This is a genomic window from Dysgonomonas sp. UBA7710, from assembly GCF_002482385.1.
Taxonomy (GTDB): Bacteria; Bacteroidota; Bacteroidia; order Bacteroidales; family Dysgonomonadaceae; genus Dysgonomonas.
In genome coordinates this window covers 61,130-87,083 of record NZ_DLFW01000024.1, presented here as the reverse complement: position 1 = coordinate 87,083, position 25,954 = coordinate 61,130, and the positions used below count along the sequence as shown (strand labels likewise).

Annotated in this window: 32 protein-coding genes; 2 read left to right on the top strand and 30 right to left on the bottom strand. The window is 40.5% G+C overall.

Translation table 11 applies throughout. The annotated features are described in order from the left end of the window. Positions 1 to 42: 42 nt before the first annotated feature. Genes B3317_RS08270 through B3317_RS08260 form a run of 3 tightly spaced genes read right to left on the bottom strand, consistent with a single transcriptional unit; the run spans position 43 to position 5,865 of the window. Positions 43 to 1,938 carry a hypothetical protein gene (locus tag B3317_RS08270; RefSeq protein WP_291110506.1) on the bottom strand — a complete coding sequence of 632 codons (1,896 nt, stop codon included), beginning with the start codon at positions 1,936 to 1,938 and terminating at the stop codon, positions 43 to 45. A 28-nt stretch (positions 1,939 to 1,966) separates the two neighbouring features. Beyond that, entirely contained in the window at positions 1,967 to 5,482 is a 3,516-nt protein-coding gene (locus B3317_RS08265; RefSeq protein ID WP_291110504.1) for a hypothetical protein, read from the bottom strand. Positions 5,483 to 5,487: 5 nt separating this feature from the next. Then, entirely contained in the window at positions 5,488 to 5,865 is a 378-nt protein-coding gene (locus tag B3317_RS08260; RefSeq protein ID WP_291110502.1) for a hypothetical protein, read from the bottom strand. Positions 5,866 to 6,014: 149 nt separating this feature from the next. Here B3317_RS08260 and B3317_RS08255 point away from each other — a divergent pair, with 149 nt between their 5' ends. Next, complete coding sequence (locus B3317_RS08255) at positions 6,015 to 6,263, top strand: hypothetical protein (RefSeq protein WP_291110500.1); 249 nt, start codon at positions 6,015 to 6,017, stop codon at positions 6,261 to 6,263. A 54-nt stretch (positions 6,264 to 6,317) separates the two neighbouring features. Here B3317_RS08255 and B3317_RS08250 read toward each other — a convergent pair whose 3' ends face one another. The 15 genes from B3317_RS08250 to B3317_RS08180 all read right to left on the bottom strand — a co-directional run bounded on the left by B3317_RS08250 (position 6,318) and on the right by B3317_RS08180 (position 15,206). Beyond that, positions 6,318 to 7,145: a BRO family protein gene (locus B3317_RS08250; RefSeq protein ID WP_291110499.1), complete on the bottom strand. Its 828-nt coding sequence runs from the start codon at positions 7,143 to 7,145 to the stop codon at positions 6,318 to 6,320. A gap of 202 nt (positions 7,146 to 7,347) precedes the next feature. Further along, a complete protein-coding gene (locus B3317_RS08245) occupies positions 7,348 to 7,905 on the bottom strand; it encodes a hypothetical protein (protein ID WP_291110497.1) in 558 nt (185 codons plus the stop codon). 156 nt (positions 7,906 to 8,061) lie between these two features. After that, positions 8,062 to 9,054, bottom strand: a complete 993-nt coding sequence (locus B3317_RS08240) for a hypothetical protein (RefSeq protein ID WP_291110495.1) — start codon at positions 9,052 to 9,054, stop codon at positions 8,062 to 8,064. A 3-nt stretch (positions 9,055 to 9,057) separates the two neighbouring features. Continuing rightward, the gene (locus B3317_RS08235; protein WP_291110493.1) at positions 9,058 to 9,441 is read right to left on the bottom strand and encodes a hypothetical protein; all 384 of its coding nucleotides are present in this window, start codon (positions 9,439 to 9,441) and stop codon (positions 9,058 to 9,060) included. Then, positions 9,441 to 10,301 (bottom strand): hypothetical protein, encoded by an 861-nt coding sequence (locus B3317_RS08230; RefSeq protein ID WP_291110491.1) that lies wholly within the window; start codon positions 10,299 to 10,301, stop codon positions 9,441 to 9,443. Before B3317_RS08230 ends, B3317_RS08235 begins: the two co-directional genes overlap by 1 nt. Before the next feature lie 233 nt (positions 10,302 to 10,534). Further along, positions 10,535 to 12,010: a hypothetical protein gene (locus tag B3317_RS08225; protein WP_291110489.1), complete on the bottom strand. Its 1,476-nt coding sequence runs from the start codon at positions 12,008 to 12,010 to the stop codon at positions 10,535 to 10,537. Continuing rightward, positions 12,007 to 12,324 (bottom strand): hypothetical protein, encoded by a 318-nt coding sequence (locus B3317_RS08220; RefSeq protein ID WP_291110487.1) that lies wholly within the window; start codon positions 12,322 to 12,324, stop codon positions 12,007 to 12,009. Before B3317_RS08220 ends, B3317_RS08225 begins: the two co-directional genes overlap by 4 nt. Positions 12,325 to 12,760: 436 nt before the next feature. Further along, positions 12,761 to 13,009, bottom strand: a complete 249-nt coding sequence (locus tag B3317_RS08215) for a hypothetical protein (RefSeq protein ID WP_291110486.1) — start codon at positions 13,007 to 13,009, stop codon at positions 12,761 to 12,763. Between the two features lie 3 nt (positions 13,010 to 13,012). Next, positions 13,013 to 13,273: a hypothetical protein gene (locus B3317_RS08210; protein ID WP_291110483.1), complete on the bottom strand. Its 261-nt coding sequence runs from the start codon at positions 13,271 to 13,273 to the stop codon at positions 13,013 to 13,015. Between the two features lie 10 nt (positions 13,274 to 13,283). After that, entirely contained in the window at positions 13,284 to 13,469 is a 186-nt protein-coding gene (locus B3317_RS08205) for a hypothetical protein (RefSeq protein ID WP_291110482.1), read from the bottom strand. After that, on the bottom strand, positions 13,466 to 14,032 hold the full coding sequence (locus tag B3317_RS08200; protein ID WP_291110480.1) for a hypothetical protein: 567 nt from the start codon (positions 14,030 to 14,032) through the stop codon (positions 13,466 to 13,468). The genes B3317_RS08205 and B3317_RS08200 overlap by 4 nt, the downstream gene beginning before the upstream one ends. Before the next feature lie 6 nt (positions 14,033 to 14,038). After that, entirely contained in the window at positions 14,039 to 14,206 is a 168-nt protein-coding gene (locus B3317_RS08195; protein ID WP_291110478.1) for a hypothetical protein, read from the bottom strand. 42 nt (positions 14,207 to 14,248) lie between these two features. After that, positions 14,249 to 14,449 (bottom strand): hypothetical protein, encoded by a 201-nt coding sequence (locus tag B3317_RS08190; RefSeq protein ID WP_291110476.1) that lies wholly within the window; start codon positions 14,447 to 14,449, stop codon positions 14,249 to 14,251. 19 nt (positions 14,450 to 14,468) lie between these two features. Further along, positions 14,469 to 14,660 (bottom strand): hypothetical protein, encoded by a 192-nt coding sequence (locus B3317_RS08185; protein WP_291110474.1) that lies wholly within the window; start codon positions 14,658 to 14,660, stop codon positions 14,469 to 14,471. A 102-nt stretch (positions 14,661 to 14,762) separates the two neighbouring features. Next, positions 14,763 to 15,206: a hypothetical protein gene (locus B3317_RS08180; protein ID WP_291110472.1), complete on the bottom strand. Its 444-nt coding sequence runs from the start codon at positions 15,204 to 15,206 to the stop codon at positions 14,763 to 14,765. 168 nt (positions 15,207 to 15,374) lie between these two features. Here B3317_RS08180 and B3317_RS08175 point away from each other — a divergent pair, with 168 nt between their 5' ends. After that, positions 15,375 to 15,668 carry a helix-turn-helix domain-containing protein gene (locus B3317_RS08175; protein ID WP_291110470.1) on the top strand — a complete coding sequence of 98 codons (294 nt, stop codon included), beginning with the start codon at positions 15,375 to 15,377 and terminating at the stop codon, positions 15,666 to 15,668. 37 nt (positions 15,669 to 15,705) lie between these two features. On the opposite strand, the gene B3317_RS08170 is transcribed toward B3317_RS08175, so the two are convergent. The 12 genes from B3317_RS08170 to B3317_RS08115 all read right to left on the bottom strand — a co-directional run bounded on the left by B3317_RS08170 (position 15,706) and on the right by B3317_RS08115 (position 25,876). Continuing rightward, on the bottom strand, positions 15,706 to 16,161 hold the full coding sequence (locus B3317_RS08170; RefSeq protein WP_291110468.1) for a hypothetical protein: 456 nt from the start codon (positions 16,159 to 16,161) through the stop codon (positions 15,706 to 15,708). Positions 16,162 to 16,167: 6 nt separating this feature from the next. After that, positions 16,168 to 16,461 (bottom strand): hypothetical protein, encoded by a 294-nt coding sequence (locus tag B3317_RS08165; RefSeq protein WP_291110466.1) that lies wholly within the window; start codon positions 16,459 to 16,461, stop codon positions 16,168 to 16,170. A 16-nt stretch (positions 16,462 to 16,477) separates the two neighbouring features. Next, positions 16,478 to 17,068, bottom strand: a complete 591-nt coding sequence (locus B3317_RS08160; RefSeq protein WP_291110464.1) for an HIRAN domain-containing protein — start codon at positions 17,066 to 17,068, stop codon at positions 16,478 to 16,480. Positions 17,069 to 17,506: 438 nt separating this feature from the next. Next, positions 17,507 to 19,270 (bottom strand): hypothetical protein, encoded by a 1,764-nt coding sequence (locus B3317_RS08155; RefSeq protein ID WP_291110462.1) that lies wholly within the window; start codon positions 19,268 to 19,270, stop codon positions 17,507 to 17,509. A gap of 2 nt (positions 19,271 to 19,272) precedes the next feature. Next, positions 19,273 to 19,914, bottom strand: coding sequence for a hypothetical protein (locus B3317_RS08150; protein WP_291110460.1), 642 nt, complete (start codon positions 19,912 to 19,914; stop codon positions 19,273 to 19,275). 3 nt (positions 19,915 to 19,917) lie between these two features. Further along, positions 19,918 to 20,172 carry a hypothetical protein gene (locus tag B3317_RS08145; RefSeq protein WP_291110458.1) on the bottom strand — a complete coding sequence of 85 codons (255 nt, stop codon included), beginning with the start codon at positions 20,170 to 20,172 and terminating at the stop codon, positions 19,918 to 19,920. Beyond that, positions 20,169 to 20,540 (bottom strand): hypothetical protein, encoded by a 372-nt coding sequence (locus B3317_RS08140; RefSeq protein WP_291110457.1) that lies wholly within the window; start codon positions 20,538 to 20,540, stop codon positions 20,169 to 20,171. The genes B3317_RS08145 and B3317_RS08140 overlap by 4 nt, the downstream gene beginning before the upstream one ends. A gap of 77 nt (positions 20,541 to 20,617) precedes the next feature. Further along, on the bottom strand, positions 20,618 to 21,373 hold the full coding sequence (locus B3317_RS08135) for a hypothetical protein (protein ID WP_291110454.1): 756 nt from the start codon (positions 21,371 to 21,373) through the stop codon (positions 20,618 to 20,620). Positions 21,374 to 21,392: 19 nt separating this feature from the next. Further along, the gene (locus tag B3317_RS08130; protein WP_291110453.1) at positions 21,393 to 22,394 is read right to left on the bottom strand and encodes a hypothetical protein; all 1,002 of its coding nucleotides are present in this window, start codon (positions 22,392 to 22,394) and stop codon (positions 21,393 to 21,395) included. A 74-nt stretch (positions 22,395 to 22,468) separates the two neighbouring features. Next, the gene (locus B3317_RS08125; protein ID WP_291110451.1) at positions 22,469 to 24,487 is read right to left on the bottom strand and encodes a hypothetical protein; all 2,019 of its coding nucleotides are present in this window, start codon (positions 24,485 to 24,487) and stop codon (positions 22,469 to 22,471) included. Positions 24,488 to 24,497: 10 nt separating this feature from the next. Next, on the bottom strand, positions 24,498 to 25,445 hold the full coding sequence (locus tag B3317_RS08120) for a S49 family peptidase (protein WP_291110449.1): 948 nt from the start codon (positions 25,443 to 25,445) through the stop codon (positions 24,498 to 24,500). A gap of 50 nt (positions 25,446 to 25,495) precedes the next feature. Continuing rightward, the gene (locus B3317_RS08115) at positions 25,496 to 25,876 is read right to left on the bottom strand and encodes a hypothetical protein (protein WP_291110447.1); all 381 of its coding nucleotides are present in this window, start codon (positions 25,874 to 25,876) and stop codon (positions 25,496 to 25,498) included. Between the last annotated feature and the right edge of the window lie 78 nt (positions 25,877 to 25,954).

The following is a 25,954-nucleotide window of genomic DNA, read 5'->3' as shown; positions in this document are numbered from 1 at the left end:
TATAGTATGGGGAGAAAGGACAAAAAAAACACAGGAAAATAGCTATAGATACAACTTAATGGTACGGAACTGGGCTTCACTGACTGTGACTTTATTATTCCTATCGATAGAAAACGATAGCTTTTCCGGTAACAAAGGCTGGTTCTCTATCATATAAATGTTATCGAAGCGGAAGTTCTGTATATCGGTCAGATCAAAATGCAAAGGCAATTTCACTACATTGAATGAATCGCGTATTACTGCCGCATACTTTGCCCAGAATTTAGAATACAGTCCGTTAAGACCTCCGAAAACTAAATTGAACCCTCCGGAAAAGACAATACCTGAAGAATTGAATCTAAATATGTTCCCGTACACCTTCAATGGATTATCGCTTATAGTAGTGTTGGTATTTCGGCCACGATAAAAAGCCGTCATTATAGGACATTTATTAGTATCACTACTATTATCCAGATATATATCATTGCCACTGGCGTCCTTATTGCTGGTTTTTACAGATGTATTCAAATGTCTGCGCTTGCCAATAAAAGGCATTTGCAACTGAAGTCCAAAATTACCGGCTGAAGCAGCTCCTGTATAACGGGGATATGCTGTGATGTACGGGATTATATCCCGTTTACTATCGCGACTGTCATAATCATCATCTACGGAATCGGGTTTATCTATATAAAAGTCAAACAAATATTGCGAATGATATTTCCATGTCACATTTGATCCGTTTGAGCGTCGTTCCCATATCTGTCCGTAACTGCGGACAAAATAATATCCATCCATAGCCGCCTGTGAAAAGCTGGCTATTTCATATAAAACCTCCAGTCCGGATTGGAACTTATTCAGAGTATCAAAGTTGATATCAGAAAACTCTATCGAGCGGCTAGCGGTAAGTTTTATTAATTTTGAATCGGATAGATTAACTATAGGTATTCCGTCTAACTTCGAATCCAACAATTTATAATCCTTATTGTCCAGTATATCGTTCCAGAATCTTACTATCACAGATTTATGATCAGGAGATATAAAAAACTCACATCCATAGTCATCACGCACAGACTGCAAATAATCGCTGATTTTTACAGATGGCACCAAATGGGAATATCTGAGCTGCGATGCACATATAGCATCGGCGGTATTATTCAACACAGCTATCTTTTGCATTTCCGGATCCGTATCGAAAATAGATTCTTCCAGGTCGTAGCCGAAAAACGCAAATATACGACGCAGTACATATGACTGCTTTAGAAATGGGGTTATGCCATATCCTACGGGTACATTAATAAGCCTGTCGCCTTCGCGATATTGACGCGCATTGCGTCCGGCAAGCATATAATATTCTACATTATTCATATCGGTGTCGGTAATGCCCGCACTGGAAGTAGACGACATTTGTTCATTCAGCAACTGATGAAAAGTAAATTCCCTGTTTTCTCCTGATATGGTTACTGTTTGAGTATAGTAATCCGTAGCTACGGGAAACAGGCAAAAGTGGGGATGTTGAAGATTTCCTACCATCACCAGTTCCATATATTTGATCATCATATCCAGGTCGCTACCGAACGTGCCGGGGACATAAAAAGACGAGGCGGGAACCGTGATATCGAATGCCTGATCCATATCCATTTCTTTCATACGGGCATACATAGGAGATTCTTCCAGGTAAATGGTCGCCTCCATATCTTTGCTTCCGGAAGCCATGCGTAACAATGCCGGTTTCTGGAATATACCGGCCTCTAGTGTTATATCCCTATTCCGCTGATATTTATAGGCCGATTGCAGATTTATTGCTCCCAGATATCTTTTATTGTCCGCAGTGTTTGGCAAAGACAATGGAAGTGACATAGACCCCTGTTCTGTCAACATCGGATTATTCATCGTTATATTTAATGAGGCGTCGGGTTTCAGATCCAGTATACCGCCCCCCTCTCTTAATCGGATATGCATGTTATTTCAATATTTGGATATTAGCAAATCAGTGTTTATTTCCGAAATTTTGATAATCGGTCATTTTGGATTCTACATCTTTAAACTCCTGATAATTCACACTGGCCTGTATCTTATTAGCACTCAAATAAGCAAGAAGTGTGCGCACCTCTCCAAGAACGGAAGCCAACGCGTCCTGGCCGCCGGTATTTGCAGCATTGCTCTGACGCGTAGTATTTACTATCCCTGTCGGTTTTGCAATAAATCCGCCTGTTTCGAATCCTGCCATACGTGCACGTATCAATCTATTCATATCTATAGTGCTGGCATGTCCGGACGTTTGCGCCTTATCCATCAAATCGATAATAGGCCGCGCAGTCGGATTTTCCACCAGCGCATTGCCTGCTACCCATTCCCTATTCCTGCCGGCAGGGCCTTCTCCGACAATTACTGTGGGACTATCGACATATCCACGCTTTTCCGGATCATATAGTGCTGTAAACGGTTTGCCATCCTGCTCCCTTTCTACATCTATGTATCCGCCCGTTTCTTTACCCGGGGTAACCACGCGATCGTATTTTGCTGAACTGTCGGAGGACCCGCCAAGAGTAAGATTTTTAACTTTCTGGCGTTCGGCATTGGCGGCGATTAACTGTGCTGCGCCCGTAGCTCCCAACATTACAGCCGCTACAGTACCGGCAATAGGCCCCAGCTGGGCATATCCCGTCATTATAGCAACAGCGGTATTGGCTATTATTTCCGAAGCTTTTACGGCAAACTGCACATCGGCATATTTCTTTTCTATATCCAGCTTCTTCTGGGCCTTTTCTTTTTCGAGTCGCTCGGTTTCTTCTGTATTGCCTTCGGCGGCAGCTATACGCACATCATATTCGGCGTCTAGTTTGGCTGTTTCGGCTTCCATCAGGGCAGAGACAAGGTTAGAAGCTTTTTCCTGCCAGTGTTTCTGCTCTTCTACCCATTTGGCGCCATATTCCATCTTCAGCCGGAATTTGGCTTCCTCGAATTCTGCTTCAGAAAGTAAGCCTTGTTCATGTTGCAGCCTTAGATTCTCCAACTCCATGTTATACAGCTCACCAACAGTTGCTAGTCCATATTGCTCTTTTACCTGTAAACGTTCGTCTTCGTATTTTTTATTAAGTACGGAAAGCGCTTTCTGATAGGTTTCATAATCGATCACTCCGGCCATCAGTTCAGCCTGTAGTGCGCGTTTCTCACGATTCTTATTCTCTCCCTGCGATACCAGCCCATAAGATGAACGTATATCATAATTTCTTTCAGACCGGTTCAAGTTTAGAGCATTACGGTCCGAAACTGCTTTCTCTTCCTGCTTTATGATCTCTTCATTTGCTTTACGCAGAGCTTCGGCTTTGATACGTCCGTTTTGTATTTCTGCGGCTTCTACATTTACTCCATACTTTTTCAGTATAGCCAACACTGTTTCGGTACGTGCAAGTTCGAGAAGTTCATATTCGGCGTCATACTGGGTTTTCGTCAGGTTACGTTCAGCCAGTGCTTTCTTCTCTAATTCAAACCAGTTTTCAATTACCTGTATAGACTTATCCCGTTGGCGTTCCAATTCAGATAATGTATTGGCATCGAATTGCGGGAGAAGGTCGAACTGGGAGTTTCGGGTATCAGCCTGTATTTTTCCTATATCCGCTAAGAATTTTTTATCTTTTATCTTAAACTCTTCCAGAAAATCACCTACAAGCTGCATCCTGTCGGCATAATATTTATAATCACTTTTGAGGGTAGCATCTTTCAGTTCTTCTTCGGTCTGATTGTTTTCAAAAGCGTACTTCTTAAGGGCAAGCAGTTCATCCTTATGTGCATTTTCCAGATTCTCGAGGCGGGCAGCAAGTTCTTTTTTTTGTTTCTGCAAAGCTTTTTTATCTTCTTCCACAATAGGACCGCCGCCCGTATTATTTATTGTTTCACCGCTAACGGGTGTTATATAATCCAGCTTGCTGCCTTTTATTGACTTGGCAAAATCCTCGGTATCTTTTTTGACAGAAGCTAAATAGTCTTCATATGCTTTAAAATTACGTGTTGCATATTGTAACTGCGCCAAGGCTGCATCCTGTAAGCTGTCCAGACTTGGGTTTAGGGCAGCATTAAGAGATTTACCTAGCAATATGGCCTGATTTATACCAAAATCAAAAACCAGCTTCATGTTATTAAACAACAATTTAAATCCGTAGGCAATGCCATACACAGAGGCCCTGAGTAATTCAGACCCGTTATATGCAGTTACAAAATGATTGTACAGATTTATAAGTTTATTCATTATATCAGGCAATTGCCGTTCGGCGAAATCAGCTACCCATCCGGCTATTTTACCCGATAATTTACTCCACAATTTATCTATCCATAGAAATTGGTTTCCGACCTTAAGCTGCGCATTCTGCCATTTCACAGAAGCCTGCACAGCCATATCGGCAGCAGTAAGTGCACGCGGGCCTTGTTTTTCAAGTTCTTCATTCACCAGGGAGATCACACCTTTAGCAAATGAACCTTGTTTGGCAATAGCTTTATTTATCTCCACTGAAGAAAAGCCCAAATCATCCAGAATTAGCTTAGATTGTTTACCTATACCATTTATAATTCTCTTTTGAAAATCGTCAACGTCCTGCCCCATATCTATTGCCCTGCGGGAAGCAAATTCCAACAGATTCCCGACCTCGTCGACGGGTATTTTATATTTATCAGCTTTCACAGCTGCCTGCATCAGTTCAAAGTCACCTATCAGCCCCCGCGTTTGTTCGCGTAGATGGTCCAGCAGCTTAGGTTTATCGAGTGACTCAAAGGCCCGGGATACACCTTCAGCCTTTGCGGCCAGTTCTTTTGCTTCAGTAACCCATTCCCTTGTTTTAGCGGCCAGATCCTGAAAGAAACGCAACGCACTATAGGCAGCCATCAAGAGGAATACTTTACCTATCGTTTTACCCGCCTCTTGCGCCGCTTTCCCTAACTGGCTTAATCTATTCTTTACCTGTTCGCCTCCAATGGATACTTTCTTCATCTGATCCTCAGTCGCAATCAATTGGTCATTGAATTTTTTCCACTTCTCAGGTTCCGCCGACTTAGATATATTGCCAAGTCTGGCCCGCAGATATTCGGCGCGCCTCGAAAGTTGATTCATTGTCATGTCCTCAATTTTCATAGTGCGTATTAGGGCTTCGCTTGCATTCTGAAGAGTATTGATAGAAGCGTTATTTTTATCTATCTGGGTAGTATTATTATCGATATCCCGATTCAATTTCTGTACATTCTGCGACAATTGTTTGGCCCTGTTACTGGCACCCTGCCCCTGCTGTTGAAGTTGCTTAAGTTCAGTGCTAAACTGTTTTATCAATCTTACGTTCTCTTCGTTTTGCTCCTTCAGCGCTTTATTTTCATCTTTAAGCCCGCGAATACCCGCCTTAGCGTCCTTGGCTTCCAATTCGATCTCCTTAATACCTTTTGCCAGCTTATCCAGATCGATAGTGACTTTATCCACGCCCTCACTCTTTATCTGAAGAGTTATCAAATCTTTGGTTATCATATATTTCAGATTTCGATTGTTCTACTATTTAGTTTTTCGGCTACAAACCGGGCTATTCCGCCGCGGGTACGGCTGTAGATATATCCCATAAGGAAGCCCCAGAGATATTTATTGTAGATAGGAGTATGCTTTTTCTTGGGCTTTCTCCCACGAAGGCGCAAATCCAGATAACGCATATACATCGGATAGGTAATGGTAAGTGTAGTTTCATCGCTCCCGGAAGCAACATTATACGGCCCTGATCGCATATATGCAGACAAAGCGCCTGTTCGCTTAACATTATCACGTCCGGCAATAGTCGATTGTATACTCGTCATCTCCTTGGCCGCCTTATTAAAAATCTGCGGCACGTCGATCGTATATGTATTATCTGTAGTTATCATACGGCTAATTTAGCCGCATAGAAGAGGGTAGAAAAGGACAAAAAAAACGTTTATTAGAAATGATTCAGTGTGTTGATAATTCAACCATGTTTCATTCGGTTTACGATGGCTTATTAGGTACCTTTGCGGAAACTATCAACAAGTAAGCTATGAAATTTAGAGACGGCGTAGAACGTGATCCGGAAGATTACGGATATCTTATTCTGAGACAAAAGGATTTGGATTCTATATCCAAAAAGAGAAAAGAAAGGCCTGATTACAAAAAGAGCCTTGAATACATAAAAGAATTCTCTCAAACACCCCCTGTGTTCATGTATAAAATCAAACTGAAAGACTTAGAAGTGGGAGAAGGATTTCACGATGCAAATATTAATTATGTTTGTATGAGGGTGGAGTAAAAAAAAGCCCAGCCGGAGATGGCGGGGCTTTTTTATACTACAAAAAAATATATTTTACTTTTTGCTTTTCTTCTTATCACTGGGAGAATCTTCTTGATTCATCTTTTTATAGCCTTCTTTTAATTCCTTTTTTACATTGGGAAGTTCTTTTTGCTGAGTTAAATTCTCCGGAGCTTTCCCAACATTCTCTACAATGATATTACGAACTTCTCTACCTACATTATAATGAGTTTGTTCCAATGCTTTCTGTCCAGTAATATTCTTATTTTTTATTCGCTCTTCAGTCTGGGTAATACGGAATAAATTTGCAGCCAATTCAGTACGCCCCATATAATCAGCAAGCTTTCCCTTTTTTACGTTCCTCTTTTTTTCTAACTTCCACGATTCCATATTATACATGCCTAAATAGCCGGCATTTTGGAATTTAGCATAATCGGCAACATCATGTTGTTTCGCTACAGATGCCAATGATTTATTACCCTCTGTCAATTCTTCCCGAATAACAATTCGTTCTATTTCTTCATTATTTTGTAAATACAACTCAAATTTTCTTGTTTGTTGCGCAAAATACACCTGCGCTGCTGCAACTTCGGTCTTTTTCGAGTCTGCATTCATTACAGCCATATAACAAGCAAATCTTGTCATTTTAAAATTATAACCATCCTCTGTATTGACTGCAATTATATTTTCATAATGAGGTATATTTAAAGCTACAAATGCTTTAGTAGTCCTATCCAATACTTTCTGAAAGGATTTAAGGTCTTTATATCCTAACATAGTCATTAAATCGGTAGCCCACCAATATGTTATACCGTTTTGATTTTTAAAATCCTCAAACGATAAGCTTCCATTGTCATTATTTACTTTTGTAATATCTTCCATCGATTCATAAATTGAGATTCACGAAGATAGGATATTCCTTTCAAAATTGAATCAATCTGTTATAAATTTATTCTATCACAATTATAAAACACACAATATAAGAATACTCAAAAAACCGCCCTACTTATCACAAGCAAGGCGGCAACATAAACCTAAATTAAACACAAAATTAACCATGAAAAACGAAACAACACTATCAGAGTTATTTACCACGCAACAAATCAAAGCCCTGTCGATGGATGATAACAGTCCACCCGTAAGAAGAGGCCATATCATCCGACACCCACGGAGTAATAATATGGTCAGCCTGGAAGTTTTTCAGCCAGGGGATACATTTTTCTTCTTGTATAAGTATATGACGTAGGCGACACAGAAGGTCGAGCGCCCGATCCGATTTAATAGCCCTTTCTACCAGGTCATTATTACTATCGCGACTCGGATAGGCGATAGTAATTGCTATAATCCACGATTCACGGCGGTTGTTTACTCTATCTATTTCATTTTCTATCTGTCCGTAGTCAACAAATAAAAAGCAATCAGAGAATGTACTTATGCGTGACACCACATTTTCGGGATCCACCCCCATAACATAATGTTTTATATCCCCTAACAAAGGATTATCCGGTAGATTATTAACTTCCTGCATCCACTGGGTATATTCCGGCAGATCGGAACGGCCGTTTGTAAACATCTCCAACACACCCGCCTTTTGTGGAAAACGGGCAAAAAACATAAATATATCTTTAATCAATGTGACCATAATTTTAAGCTTATTAAAATTCTACATGGACTATCTCTTTCAGGCATATTGAACTTAGGGTTCCTTTTCATACACCTTCGACAATGCAATAACCCTCCGACAGAAGTGACCCAATACGAATGACCTAATATTTTACAAAGAACGCTCATTGTTACCTCAGATTATTTTGTTTATAGTTTCTATATCCAGCCCCGTCTTTTCGGCGATCTCGGTTAGTTTCATTTCGGCGCTATGCATCGAGCGTACAGCATCGATTTTCTTTTTCCGTAATATTTCCAGATATTCAATCAGTGGCATATCACCCACAGTGTTTATATCTCCGTATCCGTCTTCTGATAAGGCATAAATACCTTCTTTCAGGCCTACCGAAAGTTTATTCTTATTCGCCTTGCCTTTGTCTCCCTTTTGCCACAGGATGCTAAAGTGAGTTTTGGTAAACAACAACAATACGAAAGCCTGAAAGTTAAGCGCTACAGCTTCGAGTATGGACTGATCTACAGAACTTAATACTCTTGCATTATCGTGCGCCCACACTGAAGAGTACGCCCCCGGCTGATAAAGTGTAGCTGCCAGCAAAGGCATAAGATCGCGATTCTTATCTATACCGGCAAGGCATTCCGAAGCGTCGACATACTGACGAGCCGTAAGCGAAGAGGACAACTGCCCGCATGATGTGTTTACCGTATAGCCATTCAGCTCAATATCTCCGGCTTTGACAGATGGAAGCAACTGAGCGGCAAAGCATGCATCTACTACGTAGCTGTAATCTGATCGGCGGAGCAAACGCGCCTCCGGAGAATCGGGCAGATCCGTAGGCTCCGTCTTGCAGGCAATCTTTCTTAGCTCCGGAGAAATATTATTCCATACGGTATCCGGATATTTTATATTGAAAATAAACGTAACCTTCGAGAGTAATATATAAAGGTTCTGGGCAATAGTATCCCTGTGTTTTTTAGGAACATACCGCATATATATTTCCAGCACAAACACGACAAAGCGCAAGCGCACATCCGATACCGACAGCAACCCGGCAGCATACTGACGAAGTAATCCGGACAGGAATATAAATTGTGCGGGAGTCAGCTCTTCCCATGCATTCGGGATACTATAAGGCTTTCCTTTAATTTCAAGATCGATACGTTTTTCCATCGGTCAATAATATTTATGCTTTACCTTATCCCATGCCCCTTTTGATGCTCTGTGAGAGGCGTTAAACAGACTGTCAGCATTTATAAAACTTTTTGTAAACCTGTTTTCGTTTTCCAGATAACCAGATTTTGTATATCCAGATTTAGGCATATCCTTATTTTCTACGATATAAATATTATATGTTTTACACCCTGAAGCCATAATTAATAAAAACAGCAGAAACCATATAGGATGTTTACAAAACCGACAGAAACCTGCTATAATTCCATCTGAATCTTTTTCATGCAGATAACTATTCTTTTTACAATTTGTGCACTGATGCTTACTATAACCAAGTCGGAATGCTATTTTTTTTATAATTCTATTCATGTTTATATTATTTTTCATTAACCCATTAAATAATACTTGTTTGATTCGTCGTTCACATCGGTGCCTGTGTCTACATTTGTAGTACCGTCGGTAAGGGCCAGATCGATATTGCCAAGCAGAGAATCGGCATCAGACAGGAAACTATCTGCCATATTGTTTACTGCGTCGCGTTCGTCTTTGCCATTACGTGAAAGGGTATTGTCATCGAAATAGTTACGGATAGTCGGCGGCAGCTCTATAATGTCGAATTGCTGAAGTGTGCGGGCAATGATAGTATATACCAGTGCTGTGTTCAGGTTGGGAAGTAAATCTTCACGGTCTGTAATTTTATCATAGTAAGAGTTGAAAGTAAGCAGCAACTCCTTTTTCTGAATGGGAACCGTACGCGTGAAATACAGATAAGCTGTATCGATATGGTAATATTCTTCGAAATCGAGTACCGATTTTATCTTGAGCGAGGCCATTTGCTTTCCCATCCACGAAGACTCCCAGTCGTATGATGCATCATTACTCAATATCTGCAACAACGAGTCCATAGCATTATGGTAGTTATCGATATACTGACGCTTCATAGCCTCCAGTTCATATTTGTAGGTATCGCCTTTCTTTTCGAGACGGTTATTTACGGCCACAAATATTTTTTGGGCATACATGGTACGGTTAGCCCATGCCGAACGCAGATACATCAGGGCATCAGTATCCGTCTCGCTTTTGATCTTATTCCATATCGGTTCGGATATAACGCCTACAATCGTTTTGCGTGTAGAGATGGCCGTGGCATTCAATGCTTTGAAATCGGCCGTGCTTTCTACATTCGGTGCCGACTCCCTGAAATCGGCCAGGGTCGGAAATAGTTGATAGAGTATCGGTGTTGGCATGGGGTTACTGTTTTACGATTAATACCTTCTTTGGCGTTCCAATGCAGATATTATGTTTATCCTCAAACCGCATGAGTCATTAGGACAAACAACATAATCTCCATCACGTTGATCGATGTGTATATCTGAACTGTCATATACAAATTCGCATCCACAACGATTACATGTACATCTCTTACGGGATGCTTCTTTTAGATTTTTTCCTTTTTTGATGACTTCCACTTGTTTATTATTTAAGCTTGCAACGAATCCATTCTCTTATTCTCAGACACTTCGCTCTGACGGCTCGGTATTTCGCGATAGTAACCTATACGATAACCGGCTTCATATTTCTTCGGGAAGTTGACCTGAAGTGCATAGTTGAAGGCTTCGCTGCATATTTCATCATCAGAGGTAAGCGAAGCCAGATATACGATGTAATTGTAATACACATCGGCTCCCGATTTGGAAATAACGCCATCCTGAGATATACCCGTAATGGACGGATCTAAACCCATGGAAGATACGAGCACGCCATCGACACGTTTATCGTAGGCGATCATAGCCTCGATATACTCTTTGTACTTCATATCGATGGTTTCGAAGCGCCAGCGCTCTTCTTCTTTTGCTCCGGTCCGGAACGAATAGGACACAAAGCTTTTGCCCTGGTTATTCTTTCCGGACAGGAATTCGGTAGCCTTTTTTATTTCGGCATTCATATAGCGTACCAGGAACGATTCGCTATAGTCGGTACCTACCTCTATATTATTGTAAGTAAGCAGGGGCTTACTATCGGCCTTACGCTTCTTGTTTTCTTCGCAGATGGCTTTTATCTGGCTTCGCTTCGATACTATCCATGCATCGGGGATAATGATATGAATCTTGGCCGAAAGCGAGTTTTTTAGAAATGAATTAATATAATCGGGGCTATCGTTTGCTCCGCGGATCCACGGCTTAGTACCTTCGTAGGTTTCATTACAGCCGTAAAAGTCGCCTACGGTACTTTGTTTGTGATGCGAGATCGCAGCATACCGGTAGCGGTGAATCTCGGCGATATCGAAGCGCGGATATATCTTAAACTTAGTACTGGCCAGTCCCCAGTTACCGAAAGCTACGTAACGGAAATCACTGTAAACGGGTATCTCCATCAGCGCATCGAACGTTTTGGAAGTAGCCAGGCGGCAATATTTATTCTCTACCAGTTCGAGCCCGGTGATCGGATATCCGATGCCGAACTGGGCACCCATGGAGAAACGGTGTTTTGCAAAATAATCGTAGAAAGTATAGAAACGGCGGATAAGGGCTTTTGCAAAGTCGGTATAGGAAGCCTCTATCCCGTTCCTTTGCCACGATTCGAGCCAGCGGAACACTTCCGGGTCACGCTCCCATTTGCGCTGAAGCGTGCCTTCGCTATCTGTGGTGATATAGTATCCGTGAGGGCCTTTACCATACAGGAACTTAACCTGTTTATCTATAAGGCGGGGATGTAGGCGGTTACGCTTGATGTTATACTCCAGCTCTTCGCATTGCAGGTTATGTTCGCCCCGTGCATACACATTATATCCCTGCACATTGAGCCACTTAGGAATAACAGGATGCATGACGGACCGCTCAAAGCCCGGATCGTTCAGTACGGAGCTGTTCATGGGACGGTCGCCGATCTGAAAAGACGTCACAGTATCTTCGGCGATACAGAGACCATAGTTGCCAAGAGTGGATATTTCGCTCATACGGATTTAATTTTTCTCAGTTTATAGTTGTCGACGGCAAAACCGATGTAGCGCATCAGTACACGGTAACAGGCTTTCGGGCTACCATCGGCATCACTGTACAGGAAGAAATTGTCGGAGTCGACAGCAAACTTATCTTTAGGCAGCTGGGTACGAAAAGTACATTTCTCTTTAGTCACTAATCGGGCCGACGCATCACCCTTAGACCGCGAATAAGGAAAAAAGCAGATAGTAAATCTGCATTGAGGCTCGGGAAGCTGTGAAACTTCACGTGCCAGGCGGACGGCTTCGGATATGCTGATGGTTTCTTCCATGCAGCGAAAATAGGATACACGAAGATGTGCGGAAAGGACAAAAAACAAGGCCTGTTTTCACAAACAAGCCTTATCTATAAACATTAATTGAAATCATATTCATTCCTGAAAAGCAGGAATACAAATATAATATTTTTAAAATAAAACACACAAATATGTGCACACAAAAAAAATGACATCTCTTGCCATATATGCACACGGAGATAGAAGAAATATTTCTGCCGGAAAAATTTTTGCCCAGAAAAAAAATGATACTACTCGCCATATATGTATGCGGGAGACTTCTACACTTTGTACTCCGAGAAAAAATTCGAAAAAATTTGATCACTGTTTACTGCTTACTGCTTACTGTTAACTGAAAAAAGAAGCCCCGACCTTCACAGGCAGGGACTCCAACAAACTAAATATTTAATAAACGCTTTTTATTACTCTGTGATCAGGTTGTTTTCAGAGCCTCCAAATCTTTACGCAACATGTGATTTTCATGTAACATACCGAATATTTCATTTTTGGACTCTGAAGCTTCCATATCTCCACCCATCCGGAAAAGGATATCAGATACTTTGTCAAGATGGTTTATATACATCAACAAATTTTCATTATTGCCCGCCTGTAAATCTTCAATGACTGTTATCATTCTCTCAGAAAAAGATATACCGGTCTCCAATATTGCTTTTTTCGCCATGGCCTACGCTCCTTTCTCCGGCTCGTTTTGCCGGATAGTGATCAGTATTGTATATTTATCGCCCGTGAATACATGTGTATCGCACCCGGCCGACTTGGTACGCACCACACGGAAGCGGTCGCCGTGGCTCAGGCCGTTAGCCTTTGTTTGCAGTTCGCTGATGAACCGGAAATAGGAATGTATATAAGCGATCATACTGCGAAACCTGATGCCCTTACGCATGATAAGAGGCTTTTTTGTCGTGGTTCTAGTTATTGTTTCCATAGGTTATTTATTATTTGTTATCGATTATTTCGTAATTGTCGGGCCAGACTACACAGGTTTGTTTAAAGCCGTTGTAGTACTGATCAAAATATACGGCTCCGTTTTGGCTGGGTGTGGAGTGCTCTTTTATCACGTCGCCCGGTTCTAATCCCAAGCGGGTTAATTCCCAATCTAATGCACCTTTTAGTTTTATCATGATGGTACGGTTTTGTTATACATTGAATTAATAAGTAGATCCAGCAACGACACCGGGGTAAACATGCGTATATTTTCTACATACAACATAATGCCACCGGCATGTATACGGATATCTAATACACTCCCCGATGCTTTCTTGTATAAGTATGAATAGGCATGTAATACGGCGTTTCTTAGACTTGTGCCGGTGATATTTTGCGTTACCAGGCGGCCGCCTTTTGTATAGGCTATATCCAGTCCCTTTATATCAGGGAGGGACGGGGGAAAAATGCTTTTGCTTTCCATATATGCAGGCGCAGACGTATCAGGCGCTCCGGGCTCCGGAATTTTTTTTTCTTCCGGAGATATTTCATTTTCAATTACCAAGGGCAAAAGATCGCCGTTTTCGACAGACAGAGCCGATACGGTTATTATTTCGTCCTGATATGCGTTTTCTACCTTAAAGTCGTGCCAGTCGCCCCCGGGCATCGCCGGGAAAGGGCCTATGTAATTTACTTTAATAACGCCCCGATTGGTGTTATATATGTAGGTGTGTCCGATGGATAGGGTTATAGGGTTCATATGCGTTTATTTTCGGGTATATCCCATATTTAACATAAATTTTTCAGCGCCCGCAAAAGTCTTGAACGTACGGCTTTTTACCGCTCCTACTGCCAGATACTTAGGGCCTACAGTTGTATTTATTAGGCCTATTTTGCCTTCTAAAGAACCTTTTTTGTAGATTGTTGTGTTCATATTTTTTTTGAATGTAGGGGCGTAATGCTTACGCCTGGGTGATTATTTCAATAAATAGGCATTAGTTTGTACCAGTGCATCAGGATGTAGAGGATCTGCATTTTGGCGGCGGCGAATTAGGCTACTAACCCTGCCCACAGCTTTAAAAAATCTCCGGGGGCTTACCCCTGTGTTATGCGTATACGCCTGTATACGGATGATTTGGCTTTTTACGTCGGATGCTGTTTTGAATCTTGCTTTCATAGGGATAATATTTAGTTTGTTAATATCCTCTCTGTTCGTAATAATCGGGGCAAAGGTTCAGTTCTATTATACTATGTTCATTTACCCGCAAATAGCCTTTTTCCATCAAAGAATCCCTTGCAATATCAACACGTTTATTGCTCTTTATCGGGCTACCTGTTATCACTGCGTGTAATAAGGTTGCTTCTGTTTTGTTCAATGTCGTTTTCATAATCGTTTTTAGTTTGTTAATATTCAACCTCGTTTGTTTAATTGCAGCCCCGGGGCTGCAACCCATCACAATTTATTGCCGACTTTGGACGGCGGGGGGGGATTATCTTGGTAAAGGGAAAATAAATTCGTGCCTGTGTACCGGTTCGTGATCGGATCCGATGTAAAACAATCCGTTTGCGATGCCTTTCACTTGTTTTTTACAATTGTAGTATATGTCAAATACGTATTGTCCGATAGAAGGGGTTTGCGCTTGTTTGTTATTTTCGCACTCTATAGTTAAATTTTTAGGATCTACAGGGAACCAATAAGAATCTTTATCAAGGTATACACATCTTCCATTGTCAGGGGTGCAGAAGCCTAGAATAGTATAACCTTCGAACTTAACGCCGTAATCATTTGTATAGGTTACTTTTTGCCCTGCTTTCAGGTCAACTCCGGGAAGGCTGTTTAATACTTCTACATTTTTTTGTTTTGCCCAGTTATTAAAGTCTTTAGCATTACCGGCGTTTTTTTCGTTTCTGTTGTTTAATTCTGTTGCTTTCATAATCGTTTATTTTTAGTTTGTTTTTGTTTCTTGATACAAACATACAGTTATATCTGTATCATTGCAAATATAAATACAGATTTAACTTTATTTTAACATTAAAACATATAGGTCTAACTGTATATTCAATTATTTACTTATCTTTGTATTCAATAATAAAAAGTTAGTATGTTAAGAATCAATGAAATAAGAAAAGAAAAAGGGTTCACATTGAAAGAACTAGCTGATAAGATAGGCATTAGCTTATCCGGTATTAATCAACAAATATCAGGCAATCCAACATTAGAGACATTAGAAAAAATAGCCAGTGCCTTAAATGTAGAAGTATGGGAGCTATTTACTCCATCAGTTAGTAAAGAGGAATTAACGGCCCTGGTAGATCACCGGGGGCGATTATATAAGGCAAATAGTATAGAGGAGTTGCAAGGGATAATAGAGGAGATAAAAAAAGAACCGGTGTAAGCCGGTTCTTTTTTATCTATATCTTGAATTGTGGATATTATCTATTATTACGCACAGAATACTTAGTGTTGTTCGATTTTTCTTTATTGTTTTCAAGCCCTTTCTTTTCTTTATCAAAATCTTCCTTTGTTTTAAAGCCATCCTTTATATCTTCCTCTGAAAGAATTTCTTTTGAAAGAAGCCAGTGATAAACATTTTGATTACTGACTGTAACTACATAAGCTTGTTCAAACTCCCATCCTAAAGCCCCCATGTAATTCATCGCATCTACCATAGAATTAAATTCTATAGATTTCCCTTTTTCATCGACTAAGCCTTGGTTAGAGCTTCCATACCAGAAAGATGTACTTTGCCCAAAGTCTACCTTTACAGTAACCTTACTGCTCATAAACTTACCGGTTCCTACAAGCTCACAAAACACTTTTCTCTTTTTTTCCTGAGCAAAAGAAAGCAGTGGAATAATTAATAACAACACAAACAATAGTTTTCTCATAATATTTTATTTAGTTATATAACTTATAATAATACCTACAATAAGAATAACAGCAATAACGATCAAGATATACATACCAGTAGGTGTACTGTCTTCTTTGTATTTATATTTACTTTTAGATGCCGGTACATCTTCCGATGATGTAAAATGTTCTAAATTCGCATTTTCCTTTTTGTATTCCGTATTCAGATATTTATTCTTTATTTCCCCTATATCATTAGTCATTCCCCATAATTTAAAAAATAGCATTATTTGCAATATAGCAAACAGAACCCCTACGATAGTTAATAGAATACTCATATATTTATAAATTAAGTTATTTGAAATAATCCACTGCTAAACGTCCCTCTCTGGGAAACAACCGAATATATACTGTCGCGATATCATCAGGATCCGGAATAGTGAAATCAATGACAGCGAAATAAAACAAGCTGTCATTTTTCAAGTTATTTGATACCTCTTCAGAATTTTCAATAGGTACATAACCTATATGTATCCCATTATGCAACACCTTAACAGCATTAGAATCAAACTGATTACTCGGCTCTCTCTTCAATTCCAGAAAGTCACCAGCCTCAAGTTCATTTGCAATTTTCTTCGCTCGAACTGATCTGTAATATAATCCTGCTAATTCAAAAAACAAAATATCAAATTCATTATTGGTACTTTCTCTTAAAAGATCGAGCCTTAACCTTTTATTTTCAAGCCGTGATAGCTCTTTAGTATAAATATCCTCTAAATGTTTTTTATAGGATAGTTCATTTCTTTTTTTAGCCTCATAATAGTTATGTAGTTCTAATGTCCTCTTTGAATCTAATTTACCTTGATATACAACCAGATATATAAATCCAAATATTAAAGCAGAAAGAACTAGTATTACACCCAAGACAAAGATTACTGCTAACATTTTGTGCTTATTAATTTAGTTTTCACAAATGTATAAAATAATTTAACATTCAATACATAATATTATCAGCCGGTATGTTTATATGTATCACACCATGTGTACACAGCACCGCCCCACCTATAGCCCCAGAAAAAAAATGATACCGTACTCTATATATGTAAATACACATAACACACTGTATATCAACACCAAATACAGGATAATGTTAATATTTTGACCTAAATGTTAATTTTAACTTAAATCACATTTGCCGCGGGCAACCCCTTTTGAAATGCGTGTGAGAAAGTCAGCGTTCGCGGCTATCTCGAAAGATGTAAAAAGTTTTATTTTTTTTATTTTTCAAAATAAAGACTGAATGTGAATTGATTGACAAATCAGTCGATGTAAAACAGATATGACTATATACCTGAAAAGATAAATTTTAGAGGATAAAATACATCAAATAACAGTGTTTTCAGGTAAATTATCAGGTATTGTGCTGAATTCGTTAGGTAACAGATGCCCATAACGGCCAAAATAGAAGTAAATAAGGGCTGATGGAAGCTGCGTAGACCTTCCGGCCTGTAGCTTCATTGGTACTTTCTTCTCAGAAGTCTTATCGAGTTCTATCTTGCCGTCTGTAGTCTTTTTCATAGGGCTAAGCATAATAGACGAACAAAGGTTCGGGCATTGATTTTCGCAAATATAAGGCCGCGGAAAGGCTGCAAACTTATTGCTGAATATGTAATCCAGTAGTTTCTTTTGCTGCCAGTAGTAGATTGTAGGCTGCCCCTCGTTCATTAATTCTACATAGAATCCGTAACGCTCCAGTTCGGCCTTCAGGAGACGGGCATCTGTAGTTATTTGTTCGAGTTCCTCCTTTGTCTTATTGCCTGCACGGTCATAATACAGTTTCAGATGTTTGTTGCGTGCATCTTCTCCAAAAAAGTTATAAAAATCGAGTGCCAAATGTGTCTGATCAGCCGGAGAGTAGCATGTAAATTCTTTGATCGTGCGTACTTCTTCCCCGAACCGTTTTTCTTGGGACACCGTGAGGCTCTGGAATTTGCCGGGATCGTAACCCAAGAGTAATTCATCATCCGGATTGTAGTATTTAAGATATCCGGCGGTAATGCGAAAGCCACCCATAAGATCGACCTTCAGCAGCATGTCGTTCTTATAACTGTTACTAAACTGATGAACTTTAGGTACATAATTGGCAAAGAAACGATCGACAACGGCACGTATACGTATTGCGCAGATAGCAGTAAGAAATTCTTCCATATCGAGAGATTCGAGCTGTGTTTTGAAAAACTTTTGTCCGAGGAAGTCTTTATTTACAAAAGAAGAGGCACGCATGTAGTAAGAGGCCTGTGTCCGCATGGTACTAAGACGGCGTTCCCACAAATGAAGAGTTTTGAGAGCTTTTTCGTATTGCGGATAAAGAGGTGTTAACTCAAATATATCCCGATGTTTGGCTTTGACTTCTCTTTGCAACCAGTCGAAATGCGTTTTTATTACCATAGCGTCGTTTACAGGCTTGGCTACAGAAGCAATCTCATTGATCAGATCCATATCCATATTGGTTTCGTATTCTTCAAACCAGTTATCTTCCCCCAGATCGACCCGGGCGGTATCGGATACACCTGTTATACCCTGGTATAGATGGTGATTGCGAACATCGCGATTATCACTACCGCGAAGAGCAGGGAAAAGTCTTGTTTTTAATTTTTCACCTTTATTATGCTTCATTTCCTCAATGAAAGCATGCACACCTGATCGACCGGCTACGGAATCAGGCTGATCGGAAGAAACGAGCTGTATGTTGAAACCATTGCGCAATACAATAGAATGGCGCGGGTAATAGATCGGATAACGAGGACGTGAAAAATGTTTTGGTAATTTAGCTGTACCTATTACATAATCGAGCCCTTCCTCAAGCATACAGCGCTGACCATTAAGAATCGGTTTATTGAAATAGGAGATAAGATTGGGTACAATGTTAGACAATAGGGCGGCGTATGTTTTATGTACAAGAAAGGCCAATTCACGGGGCATAGCATCCGCGACACGCAGAATACGAGGACCCATAACACCTTCTGTCTTACCTCCGGCACGAGCTATTTCAGCTATCAGAACATTCGGATCAATCAATGTGGCCCGTATTTGCGCCATATTCATGTAATATTGCTGAGACCAGTCTAATTGTTCATCAAAAGCCATAATCAATCACTTTCTAGTTCTATGCATGGAGTTTCCGGAAGATTGGCGTCAATACGTAATCTTTTCTTTTCTGGTTCATCAATAGGCAGACTATTAATTTGCCGCACATAGTATCCTTCATTATCCTTTTTCGCTATTTCTTTTAAATTTTTAGGCTCGAAGCCAGCATCTATAATTGAAATATCACTAGAGATAAGGAATACAGGTATAAATTTTACATCGAGACTAGCTGCAACACTCGATTTTTCGCGGCATTCTTCAGCAGCTTTGCGAAACATGTATGCAGCTCGGAAATCTTCGGCCTGAATGGCTTTTTCGGCGTCTTCTTCGTATTTATTAGCAAAATCGATATACCATACCTTATCCGAAACAATATTGTCGACATGGAAGTATTCCAGAGCGGAATAAATACGTTCCTGGCATGTACGGACACTAATTTTATTCCGGAATTTCGCCGTAATCCGGACTTTAAGACTTTCGGCAGCTTTGGAAATATTCCTATTCTTATCGTATTCCTCATAGGCCATAGATATCTCCTGTAGCCATTGTTGGGTTTCGGGAGGAATACCTTCAGACTGGCCAGTTTCAAGAAAATGAGAAATTATAGCCGGATCCAGTTTAGATAATATTTCGAAATGCGTCATAGTCTATTGTTCAAATTCAGGATTACATCCGGTTGTTTCTTTTATGACAGAAAACATTTCCTCTAAAGTGTCAGTAACCAGAGATGGGTTAGCCCCAAATACTTTTATGAATACAAAATGTGAGGTACATTCATAGATATCCCCATAATTCCCGGATGAATTCCATTTACCCATTGAATCCTCACGTGTACCCAAAAAAAACAATCTTATACGATCATTCTTACAGTCATATCTGTATGTAATTTTGTCATATTTCATAACCTATTGTTCTCTATTACAGATTCAAATATTGATTTCGTTTCGGTATGCTTTTGAAGAAGGGCTTTATCCGTGTCTCGTTTGTCAATTCGTTTTTCGCTTCGCAGATAAGACTCATAGCGTGATATATTACAGCAACAGCGGTTGTATTCATCCATAAACCGGGTATGATCGAGCGCAAACAATTCTTCCAGGCGGGAATAAGCACTACGGTGAGTAATCAAAGGATGCTTCTGTATCCATTTACCGGAGTCATTGAATGATTGTAGTTCACGGAAACAAAGAAGGTTCCTGATGCGCAATTCTGCCATTTCCATCACAGCTTTCGCGGTAGGCTTAGTGTCGAGCAGTACATCAAGAACCTTCATTTGATTGTGCGTATTTATCCGGTCTGAATAAATAAGCGTAGCCGTTTTAACGTCATCATCGAGATAGTTTTTCCACTTTATTTGCGGGTACTCTTCTTCTTTGAGACGCTTTTTTTTTCAATGGCAGACTTATTCTTCAGGTCAGTTTCCTTAACTGCCAATTCAGCCTCTTTTTCATCCAACCGATCTTCTTTTTTGGATAGTTCAATTTCTTTATCCTCCAAATCAGATTCTTTGTTAAGTAATTCCTCTTCCTTCTCATCCAGTTCAGACTCTTTTTCCGCTAAAACATTTGCAGCAGATTCAGCCTCTAATCTTTTGCGTTCAGCTTCTCCCTGCTCTTTTTTGAGTTTGGCAGCAGCTTCACGAGCAATTACCGCTTCGGCGGTCAGGCGTATATCGAACTTTTCGTTGTCAATAGAAAATATCTCAATTTCGGCAGGGAAAATTTCTTCACCCACAGGCAATACCGGAGTTACAACCAATAGCAAGCCCTCTGATATTTTATCTATAAGAAGTTTTATATCGATTGCTTTCTCGACTTCCACCTTAGCTATATAATCGGCAAAGCGTTTTTTAAGGGTTTCTGTATGGGCCTTTTGGAGCTTTGCCTTGGCAAACTGACGACGAAATGAAACAATATCACAATCGTTGGTAAGAGAAAGAAGTGCGTAAAGCACGTCATCAGCATATTTCTGATCTTTACCGGATGGTTTTACGATCAGCGAATGGTTCGGATCTATCGACTTCAATAATGCAAGGTCTGCCTCCACATGGGAAGCAGCCCGCAATCTATTGAAGTGACCTCTTTTTTCTCTGTTAAGTGAAATCATAATTCAATAGTTTTTAAGTTTATATCCGGTTAACCTCTATCAGGGTATTAGCATCGAATACCTTCAGATGTAATTCCTTACCTTTGGATGCAGTCCATGTAGCACCATCTACCAAAAGGAACGGGTCGCCATCGGCCACGGTTGCGGCATTCGTAGTACCGTCACCTATAAGAGCAATTACACGCCCTACATCTGCGGCAGTAATACCGGATACAGCATCGACAGCATATGTAGCAGATGTACCGTTTGGTAAGATGTATCTGTTATTTCCTGCAACAATAGGCAAAGTTGTGGTACCGGCAGGTACAGTAACAGGATCCTGGGTAACGATGCCACCAATGTAAGTCCAAGGTTGCTGAATAGTAGTCTGAGTAAACGTAAATGTGACAGACCGGCTATCGGCGTCGTTTTTATTTTCGTAAGTACTTAAAACAACCGGTTTACAAGGATTTCCAATACCCTGCATTATATTACTCTCACATTCTTTGAATATTACGACAAACTTAGTCCCGGCATAATTTTCAATAAAATTTAACAGCTCGGCTCTATTACCTCCCATAATAACAGTAAATGTATTGGTCCCAGTGATAGTTACCGCATTTGCCTCTTTCGTTCCATTCGATATAAAGGTAGGTATTACATGCGCCTCGAAATAGTGCATATATTTTCCGGATTTCATTGGAATAGAGGAAACCTCTCTATTTACGTTTACCGTAGGAAACGGAACAGAATCATCGATATCGGATACAGGAATAAGCCATACCTTATATCCGATTGCATTACCGGATGTATCTCTGTCAGCCACATCATTTATTGATACCATGGCGCACATAGCCAGTGATCCGGTACCGGAAGTAACCAGGATATTCTCCAGGGCATTATGAGGTTCTATAATCGCTCCATAAACGGAGACGGCCATAAACACAAGCCCTATAAGCATCAGAGAGCGGAACAGTAGAGATTGGCGACGTGCCAGGGCTTTCTGATTTACATATTTCAAATGTTTGTCTAATTGTGTCATTGAAATGTATTTTTATATTTAAATAATCAATTATCTGAAAAGGGATTCGGGAGGCCGGAGCCTCCCTACCTTATTTATCGTACACCCGGCACGTTAGGCTGCAATGCAGCATTGATAGTGCGGACACCTCCGACCATACGTTCCAGTTCGAAAAATTTAGTTTTATCGGAATTTGGAACAAGCATTATATAGTCCCCTACCGCCGTAGGCGAAAAGGCAGCCGACAATTCAGAAAATTTGCCAGTCCTAGCGATCGTTGTGGCATTAGTCGTGCTGCCTATTTCGAGAATATAGGCCACACCTGGACGGATATTTGCAATATCGGTCAGAGCAGTAGCTGCAGTGTTTGCTTGTGTTACGAACCAGAAACCGTTTGCCCCGTTGATAGTTGTAGCGCCATCGGCCAGGTAAGAAGCGGGTTTGTTCATAAATACGCGCTGACGCAGGAAGTTGTTATTATCCATCGCGGCTTTCGTCGAGAACTTTTGCCCGATGAAAGATGCTGAAGTTCCTTCTTTCCATACACTCCAAGCCTTGTATACTTCCATCGCACGCTCAAACTGCAAAGCAAGCATTTCGCCAGGCAGATATTCTATGCATTGCAGGTTCCCGGGCTCCTGAACTAAGATAAACGGAAGATTGCCAAGGTTAGGAAGCCATATTATAGGCGTATCAATATCCGGAACCTTATTCATCATGCTGTCAGGGCCTGTAAAATCAAGATCCTTGCCGTATTTTGCGCGACAGTTCTTTTTCCACCAAAGCTTATGGTTCGTATTCAGGATAACAGAGAGCTTTTCGAAAGGAACAGTATAATCTTCTGTTATATCGAGTTTGATTTCCTCCAGCATATCCTGAACGGTTTCAAGGAATGTGCTATCAGTATAACCCATATAAGCAGAATCGTCATGAATCTTAAGTTTGAATTCATGTGCATAACGAATCAGGGTGTAAACAATACCTGTAGAAGAATTCAGATAATGTCCCGGTATACCGGTTTCAGGATGTACGTAAACACCCATAATACGACGGTGATTTTGCTCACTTATGGCCTGAGTCATAACATTAAGTATCTGCCACTCGATAAGAGACCATTTCATAGGATCAGAGCCTTCTGTATTCAGATAACCTATATACATACGCTCAATCTCTTTCATAGGCTTGAACTTCAACTTGATCATAGCGTCGTCTACATACGCCAGTTCCGGTTGAAGATCCATCTTACCTTTGAAGACTTCGCCTTCCTGCCATGCCTGGGATACAGTATCGAAGAATGCTGAGAACATCACTTCGCGGTCCTGCACACCATAACGACGCGGAAATACATCATAGATGTTATACATTGTGATCAGGCGTGCTATCAAAGCATCCTGACGGCGAATAAGATAGTAATCCGGCAAATTAGCAGGATCCAGTCCGGAATAATCATTCTCGAATGCCATCAAGCGCTTAGCATCGAGCATATTATTCTCTTTGAGATAAGCATAACGCTGCGACAGGCTTAACCCGAAAGCGCGATATTCTTTTGTAAATTCTTCGAAGTCTTCGGCTGTAGGCGTAGGATTCTGAGTGGCATAACTTGTGTTAGCCGCAATTTTGTTCCAGCGTTTATCCAATGAAAACATTGAATGTGCTATACCCAGGAAGTGAGTTTTGTTTGTACCCGGTCCATTGATATTGAATACCGGCTTGGTCTCGTCTTCCGCTTTATCGTGGTTAGCTCTCGCGGCCATACTTTCAATAGCGTCAGCCATTTTCTGTACAATCGCTACCGGATCCACATTATCTGAAGGTTTAGGTGAACCTTCATTTTCACTTTCACCTCCATTATTTTCAGATTCATTAGAAGCCGGTAAAACCCGGTTTGCAATAGCCAATATTTGAGAACGTTGTTGTTCGGCTAGCGCTTTGGCATCGTTCTCTTCTTTTAAAGCAGTAGCCAGATCCGTATCAAAATTACGCCCTGGATTTTGAGCTTCATACTCCTGGGCTATATTTTTCCATTCTTCTTCCGATAGCTGATCAGCCTGGGCCTTATCTATCAGATTAAGTTTCTGAAAAATACCTTTTAATGTTTGAAAAAATTTTTTCATTCAGATATAATTATATGTAAGACATAAGGGATTTGCGATTATTCTGATTTCTAGCCCATTCTTTTCCCATAGCAGCAGCTTCGGCCAGTGCGCTATCAAAAGAGGTAAGGCCGTCTATCAGTTTTTTGTCGATAGCGGGAGGGGATGCATAGAAAGATTCGCCACGGAAAACAGGATCATCATCGGGGATATCATTTAACTGCGGCCTGGCAGAGCGTATGGCAGACTCGAATTGCTGCTGTAAGGGATCTAATTCTTCTCGGATAAACTGCTCGGGTTTACCGTTTTTCAAATCTTCATACTTTTTGTTTTTGAGGTCGGAACGTGTGGCAGTCTCACGAATACGGACAATTCCCATTTTTTCGAAATAAGGCATAATATCAAGCCCGTCGACCATAGTTCCGATACTGCCAACGAGATCGTTTTGTGTTAAGGCTTTAATAACCTTACCGTGTACACCGATATAATATCCGGCACTGGCGGCAATTTTTTCGACCAGCGTATACACAGGTTTATTCAAGCCTGAAAGCGTTTTGGATACTTCATCGAGATACCAGGCTTCGCCTCCGCCAGATTTGACATGTAAAAAATGAGCATTAATAGAAGGGTTTGCTTCGGAGTCGAGCAGATCCAAAACAAATTGTTTGGAAGAAAACCACCAACGGGAGTCGGCCGTAATCATTCCTTTTATTGGATAGTACGCTAATGATCCGGGCTTTAATTCGTCTGAAGAGTAATCGGTAGTAACATAAATATCTTTATCCGGAAGTGAAGATAAAAGAGGTATAGTTTCCAATGCCATACGGGATTTGTAGACAGGAAAGTTATCTTCGGATACACTGAACTTATCTGAAAAATGAATTACAGACAGCAAAGCAGCAGACAATTCGGCTTCGGTACAATAGAATCGTGCGGAAGCCGAAGAAAATAAGGATATGAGCTGTAAATACGGATTCATGCGCTATTGTTTGACACAAAATTGTGCAAACAATAGCGCGACGGAAAGGACTATATTATAGGGCTAACGGTAGTTGTAAGGCTGAATTTGAGAGAGTCTTTTTGTTGCTCACGGGTAAGCAAAACCATAACCGGATATTGAGGTGATCCGTATATGGTGCGCGAGCCATCGGAATAGTAAACAATAAGAACAGAGGAACGTAAATATGAATACCTGATAGCTATATCATTAGTAACCTTATCTACACTAACGGTTTCACTTACAGACCAAGCATCTCCGGCTTCCGATGAATCAGAGGTAACATTTATATTTAGAGAATCGGCATAGAAACGGTCGTAAAGTTTATCGTTTAGCATACTAATATTATTACGATCGACGTACTCTACATTAGACAGAGGTATAATATCAAAATAAAGACATATTTCTTTCATAACTGTTAAATTTTAAAGGACACCCATGGATGAAAAATACATGATAAAAAAGAATATTATTGTTAAAAAGCGCAGGAC